Source organism: Lysinibacillus sp. fls2-241-R2A-57 (assembly GCF_030209535.1).
Lineage (GTDB): Bacteria > Bacillota > Bacilli > Bacillales_A > Planococcaceae > Lysinibacillus.
This window is the reverse complement of the sequence record NZ_JARVRU010000058.1, coordinates 20,646-27,298: the sequence shown is the minus strand read 5'-3', so window position 1 is coordinate 27,298 and position 6,653 is coordinate 20,646. Positions and strand designations below refer to the sequence as shown.

Sequence of the window (6,653 nt, the reverse complement as noted above, 5' to 3'; positions counted from 1 at the left end):
AGCGGAAATCAGCCTCTTTGAATGTATAAAAATGGTTAATCAACACGCCTGATAATCCGTTATAATTTAAACGGGTGATCACATATGAAAAGCGTAAACTTTCAACTTGACGAAAACAATTCGTTAGAGATAACGCAGATAGAGGACAATTTATTTGAAGTTCGACTAGGAATTAATGGAAGCATGAACATTTACTATATGACGCGAGATCAACTCCTAAATGTCGAACAACTAGGTGGTCATATTCGCATAGAGACTTTATTTACCGGCGATATACGCTAGTGGTTTTATTCAATACGCCTGTATAAGCAGTTCGTAAACTGTCTATACAGGCGTATTTGTAGTATTGAAGGCTTATACAGGCTTATAAAAATTATGATAGAAATATTACATATCGTATAAATTAATTAAAGATTTAGTAAATCTCCCTATTATTCACAGTTGATTCAAATAGTTGTTTAGGAAAAAAATTGAATATCATGTAAAAACATTCCTTTGTTATAGTTAATATTGACCAATATATATGTGAAAAATGGAATGTGTAGGTGGATGTTTTACTGATAAAGTAGTTGTATTTTCTTTGTCAGTAGTGACAATTGTCTCTAAACAAATGTAAATAGATTGTATATACTTACAGTTAGAGGGAAGGAGGAAATAGCTTGATACTAGTTCGAAATGATAACTTCGAAATATCAGAAGAAAATGGCAAGGTATTTATGCTTACTTACAGTGCTGGTTTTCCATTAAAAGAATTTGATCATATTTTAAGAAGTCATCCCCGACTTAAATTGTCTAATTTTTCTATATTAAAGAATGTTTTAGCAACAGAAAGCACAAGCCCTGTTGAAATTGGTCGTTGGCTTCCAAATGTTGAAGCAGAAATTGCACGAGATAAAATGTCTGCCTCTATATTTATATATGAAACACATGATTATATTCAAAAGAATAAAGAAAAATTAACGCAACAAATTTTGGAAACACTCGAAAACGAAGGAATTGTTCAAGGGATTTTAGATTTCAATATTTCCGAAGTTGAACCAGGAAAAGCATTTTTAATTGCACAAGGAACACCGCCTGTAACAGGAACAGATGCACAAATTACATATTTACCTAAACCGGAGAGAAAGCCAGTAATTCGCGAAGATGGAAAAGCGGATTATTACGACATGAACTTTATTTCTGAAATTTCTGAGGGTTCGTGGCTAGGCGAGAAAATCCCTGCGACATTAGGTAAACCAGGGAAAAATGTACTAGGCGAAATTATGGCTGCTGTACCAGGTCGTGATTTTCCTATACGATACGATAAAAAATCAGCTTATGAAGTGGAAGAGGAAGGAATAGTTGTCATCCGTTCAAAAATAGCTGGTGTATTAGATGATGTCAAGGGCCTGATTGGTGTTAATAGACATTTACCAATTAATGGAGATGTTGGCGTTGAAACAGGGAATCTCGAATTTGATGGCTCTCTAAGCATTAAAGGAACAGTTACATCTGGCTATACAGTCATTGCTACTGGAGATATTTCCATCGAAGGTGCTGAAGGTGTAAGCGGTGCCAAACTAATTAAATCCATTGAAGGGGATGTCTACATTCGAGGAGGAATTTTTGGCCTAGGATCAACTCTTGTAGAGGCAGGCGGCAATATTTTCGTCAAGCATGTTAATGAGGCGAATTTAGTTGCGGCTGACAGTATTCATATAGGATCTTATGCATTGGGATCACAGCTCTCTGCACATTCTATCTTTGTGGACGAACGAAAAGGGAAAATAATTGGAGGTCGTGCCGTCGCCAAGAATACAATCGTTACTGCCATATCAGGAAATCGTTTAGAGCGTCGAACTGATTTAATCATCGAAAGCGTCAATAAACAGGAAAACTATTCCATTATACAAGAAAAGGCAACGCAGCTTAAGCAGCTGCAATCACAAATTTCAGAGCACGAGGAGAAAATTAAAAGCTTACTACCATTCCTTAGCCAAATGTCTAAGGAACAAATAGCTACATTTGAAGAAACAAAACAAGGGTTAAACAAATTGAAAGCTGAGGCAGCGACAATTGATCGTGAAATTAAACTAATGATGGATGAAATGCGTCATGCTGGAAAAGAAGAAATTATTGTGACAAAGGAAGCTCATCCTGGTACCAATATTCAAATTGGCAAAAAATCATCCTTATTAAGTAAAATGACAAATGGTAAATTCCTTATCGAATTTGGTGAGTTGAATGTCTAGTGAATCTTTCATTCCTGTGTTTGCACATCGTGGGGCTTCAGCGTATGCACTTGAAAATAGCTTCAGAGCTTTTGAAAAGGCATTAGAGTTAGGGGCAGATGGGATTGAATTAGATATCCAATTTTCAAAAGAAGGGATTCCAGTTGTATATCATGATCCACAGTTATCAAGATTAGTTGGCATCAATAAACTTGTGAATGAATGTACGTTAGAAGAGCTACTAAGCTTTAAACTTGGGAAGCCGTGGAGGCGACTATTTTCAACGTATAAAATTCCAACGTTTGATGTAGTTTTAGCATGGGCAAATTCACAACAGCTACCGCTTAATATCGAATTGAAATCGACAGTCCTTAATAATAAAAACGCACTTATTCAAATGCTTCAGGATCTTACTTTACCTGTTGGTAGTCATTTTTCATCGTTTCACTACGAGCTAATGGAGATTGTGAAGCAATATAAACCGGAATACGAAACAGCACTTATCGCAACAAAGAAGGTAAAATGGGATTTGCTCAGTGATTATAAAGCTATTGACAGCGTGCATATGCATAAGAGATATTATAAACCAAGATATTTAGAGGCATGTGTAGCGAGTGGTAAAGCATGTCGTTTTTATGCGATTGATGGTAATGAAACATTTTTATCGAATCCACATCCTTCTGTAATAGGTTGGATTACTGATTATCCTGATAAAGTCATGGCGAAACAGCAACGTTAATCAATTTTCGCCTTGGCGTTATTGTAGCTGCCACTGCGCTTTCGCTACAGAAAACAAATGTTGCTGACGCTACGTTAACACTTCGCTTTCGCACAGAAAACAATTGTTGCTGACGCTACGTTAGCACTGCGCTTTCGCACAGACAAAAAACTGTAGCTGCCGCTGGCTTTCGCTACAGAAACATGAGCTGAATGAAAATAAAAATAGCTATCCAGTAAGTCTGTTGAGACTTATTTGGATAGCTATTTTTATTTTTTTTGGAAGCGCGGTGCCACTTTTCCATTTTTTCGATCGCGATGAAGTAAAAATCCTGCGAAAAAGCCAAAGCCAATAACAAAGAAAATAACGCCAACGACGAATTGGAGCCATAAAAATGGGAAAGGTGAGATGAGCTTACCAAATAATGTATCACGCATGAATTTAATGCCACCTGCAGCCATAAGACCTGGAATAAGCATTACAATAAATGCAGCAAAACGAGCCATGCATGTCCCTCCTTATACCTAAGTTTAATTGTACCTGTGGATATTGGAATGTCAAGGAAGCTTGAACCTCGCAATAAGTAAAAAATAAACCACTTTCTATAACTGAATGTTTAGAAAATTCTTTCTTAAACAAGAATGTGTAATAATAGTTGCGAAATTGTGAAATTGTCAGTATTGTAAAATTAAATGGAGCAATATTATCCATTGTTAAACAATTTTAAATTCTTTCAGCAGGTGTCCAAACACCTGCTAAAAGAATTTAAAGCCTCCGGCGGATGTCACGGAATCGGAAAGGAATTCTTTGTGCAAGCACAAAGCCGATTCCGGACGCAATTATGCCGAGGCATAATTGATACACTAATTATTACTTAATTGGGATGGGCATTTGGGGATGCACTTTCCAAAGCAAAGGGGCGAGTTTTCATGGAAATCTTCAAGTATATGGAAAAGTATGATTATGAACAATTGGTATTTTGCCAAGACGAGGCATCAGGGTTAAAAGCGATTATCGCTATCCATGACACAACACTTGGACCAGCACTAGGTGGGGCACGTATGTGGACATATGCATCAGAAGAAAATGCGATTGAGGATGCATTGCGTTTAGCACGAGGGATGACCTATAAAAATGCTGCAGCTGGTTTAAACCTTGGCGGTGGAAAAACGGTCATTATCGGTGACCCATTTAAAGATAAAAATGAAGAAATGTTCCGTGCACTAGGGCGGTTCATTCAAGGGCTTAACGGTCGCTATATTACAGCAGAAGACGTTGGTACAACAGTGTCAGATATGGATTTAATTCATGAGGAAACAAATTATGTAACGGGAATTTCCCCGGCTTTTGGATCATCAGGAAACCCATCTCCAGTAACTGCTTATGGAGTTTACCGTGGTATGAAAGCAGCGGCAAAAGAAGCATTTGGATCTGATTCACTAGAGGGACGTACAATTTCAGTACAAGGACTAGGAAATGTCGCTTACAAGCTTTGCGAGTACTTACATAATGAGGGGGCAAAACTTGTTGTTACAGATATTAATCAAGCGGCAATTGATCGAGTTGTGAATGATTTTGATGCGACTGCTGTGGCACCAGAGGAAATCTATTCACAGGAAGTTGATATTTTCTCACCTTGCGCATTAGGAGCGATTTTAAATGATGAAACGATCCCGCAACTAAAAGCAAAGGTTATCGCTGGTTCTGCCAATAACCAATTACAAGATTCTCGTCATGGTGATTATTTACATGAATTAGGAATAGTTTACGCACCTGATTATGTTATCAATGCAGGTGGTGTAATTAACGTAGCTGATGAATTGTATGGATATAACCATGAGCGTGCGATGAAACGAGTTGAAGGCATTTATGATAGTATCGAAAAAATCTTCACTATTTCTAAACGTGACGGAATCCCGACATATGTAGCGGCTAATCGTTTAGCAGAAGAACGTATTGCTCGAGTATCAAAATCTCGTAGCCAATTCTTAAAAAATGAAAAAAATATTTTACACGGTCGTTAAGAACCGCATATTAGTTGGAAGAAGTCGCATTGTCGACTTCTTCTACCTTTAAAATAGTAAATGAATAGTTTTAAATGAGTTTAAGCTAAAGGACAGCTCATTTGAAAATTACCTTAGTGATTGAAGCGAATAGGATGCATTAGCATTTTTCTCATAAGGGGGAATCGATATGGCTCAAAATTATGATGTTGTCATTTTAGGTGGAGGTACAGGAGGCTATGTTGCAGCGATTCGAGCTGCACAGTTGGGCTTGAAAACAGCCATAGTCGAACGTGAACGTCTAGGTGGAACATGCTTGCATAAAGGCTGTATACCAAGTAAGGCCTTACTTCGAAGTGCAGAAGTGTATCGTACAGCAAATAAAACAGCCGCTGAATATGGCGTAGATATTGAAGGGGTTACATTGCAATTCGACAAAGTGCAGGCTAGGAAACAAGCTATTGTTGAGCAATTGAGCCAAGGTGTGAATACACTGATGAAAAAAGGCAAGATAGACGTTTATCAGGGAATAGGGCGAATTTTAGGACCGTCCATTTTCTCACCAATGCCTGGCACTATTTCAGTTGAAATGACTAACGGCGATGAAAATGAAATGCTTGTACCAACAAATGTTGTGATTGCAACCGGATCTAAGCCAAGAGGAATGGCAGGCCTAACAGTTGACGGTAAATATGTGATGAACTCTGATCATGCACTACAAATGGAAGAACTGCCAAAGTCACTGTTAATTGTAGGTGGAGGAGTTATTGGAATTGAATGGGCTTCTATGCTTTGTGATTTTGGAGTTTATGTAACTGTATTAGAATATGGACCATCTATTTTACCTGCAGAGGATACGGATATTGTCAAAGAAGTGACAAAGCAGCTGGAAAAAAGAGGTGTTCGTATTGTAACAAATGCCCGCATAGATGCTAGTACCTTCAAAATTGAAAATGATAACGTTTTCATTTCTGCGAATGTCAATGATAAGGAAGAATTATTTGAGGCTGATAAATTATTGCTTTGTGTAGGGCGTGAGGCAAATACACAAGGTATTGGCTTGGAGAATACAGAAATAGAAGTTGAAAATGGGTTTATTAAAGTCAAAGATTCGTATCAAACAAAGGAATCACATATGTATGCCATTGGCGATGTAATCGGTGGCTTACAATTAGCGCATGTTGCTTCACATGAAGGGTTATCTGCTATTGAGCATATTGCAATGGGTAAAACAGAGCCACTTGATGTTCTAAAGGTTCCAAAATGCGTTTATTCTTACCCTGAGGTTGCAAGTATTGGCTTAACTGAAAGTGCTGCACGTGAGCAAGGTTATACATTGAAGGTCGGTAAGGTTCCATTCAAGGCGATTGGAAAAGCGTTAGTTAATGGAGAGACAGATGGCTTTGTAAAAATTGTTGCTGATGAAGAGACGAATGATATTTTGGGTATTCATATGGTAGGACCACATGTGACAGATTTAATTGGAGAAGCATCACTTGCTAAATTACTTGATGCAACCCCGTGGGAAATTAGTCAGGCCATTCATCCACATCCGTCACTTAATGAGGTGCTTATGGAATCAGCGCTAGCAGTCGATAAGCGCGCCATTCATTTTTAAGGAAATATAAAGTAGGTCAATACTTAAAATCTGTTCGTGATTAATAAAGTAGGTTGGAATGAAAGCGCATGGAGGCTCGAGCTATGCCTACGAAAAAGCGTCCT

Annotated in this window: 6 protein-coding genes; 5 read left to right on the top strand and 1 reads right to left on the bottom strand. The window is 38.0% G+C overall.

All coding sequences use genetic code 11. The annotated features are described in order from the left end of the window. Positions 1-84: 84 nt before the first annotated feature. The 3 genes from QRN68_RS12040 (at position 85) to QRN68_RS12030 (ending at position 2,949) form a co-directional block, all read left to right on the top strand. Entirely contained in the window at positions 85-282 is a 198-nt protein-coding gene (locus tag QRN68_RS12040) for a hypothetical protein (RefSeq protein WP_285397127.1), read from the top strand. A gap of 377 nt (positions 283-659) precedes the next feature. Continuing rightward, complete coding sequence (locus tag QRN68_RS12035) at positions 660-2,231, top strand: DUF342 domain-containing protein (protein ID WP_285397126.1); 1,572 nt, start codon at positions 660-662, stop codon at positions 2,229-2,231. After that, complete coding sequence (locus QRN68_RS12030) at positions 2,224-2,949, top strand: glycerophosphodiester phosphodiesterase (protein ID WP_285397125.1); 726 nt, start codon at positions 2,224-2,226, stop codon at positions 2,947-2,949. The genes QRN68_RS12035 and QRN68_RS12030 overlap by 8 nt, the downstream gene beginning before the upstream one ends. A gap of 248 nt (positions 2,950-3,197) precedes the next feature. Here QRN68_RS12030 and QRN68_RS12025 read toward each other — a convergent pair whose 3' ends face one another. After that, positions 3,198-3,434: a DUF2627 domain-containing protein gene (locus QRN68_RS12025; protein WP_285397123.1), complete on the bottom strand. Its 237-nt coding sequence runs from the start codon at positions 3,432-3,434 to the stop codon at positions 3,198-3,200. Between the two features lie 423 nt (positions 3,435-3,857). On the opposite strand from QRN68_RS12025, the gene QRN68_RS12020 reads away from it, so the two are divergent. Both QRN68_RS12020 and lpdA read left to right on the top strand, forming a co-directional pair. Next, positions 3,858-4,952, top strand: coding sequence for a Leu/Phe/Val dehydrogenase (locus QRN68_RS12020; protein ID WP_285397122.1), 1,095 nt, complete (start codon positions 3,858-3,860; stop codon positions 4,950-4,952). Positions 4,953-5,121: 169 nt separating this feature from the next. Beyond that, entirely contained in the window at positions 5,122-6,549 is a 1,428-nt protein-coding gene (lpdA, locus tag QRN68_RS12015) for a dihydrolipoyl dehydrogenase (protein ID WP_285397121.1), read from the top strand. The last annotated feature ends 104 nt before the right edge of the window (positions 6,550-6,653 follow it).

What these genes read in the sequence shown, in the direction of transcription:
- QRN68_RS12040 (WP_285397127.1), top strand. Translation starts at nt 85, where the DNA reads ATGAAAAGCGTAAACTTTCAACTTGACGAAAACAATTCGTTAGAGATA.
- QRN68_RS12030 (WP_285397125.1), top strand. Translation starts at nt 2,224, where the DNA reads ATGTCTAGTGAATCTTTCATTCCTGTGTTTGCACATCGTGGGGCTTCA.
- QRN68_RS12025 (WP_285397123.1), bottom strand. Translation starts at nt 3,434, where the DNA reads ATGGCTCGTTTTGCTGCATTTATTGTAATGCTTATTCCAGGTCTTATG.
- QRN68_RS12020 (WP_285397122.1), top strand. Translation starts at nt 3,858, where the DNA reads ATGGAAATCTTCAAGTATATGGAAAAGTATGATTATGAACAATTGGTA.
- lpdA (WP_285397121.1), top strand. Translation starts at nt 5,122, where the DNA reads ATGGCTCAAAATTATGATGTTGTCATTTTAGGTGGAGGTACAGGAGGC.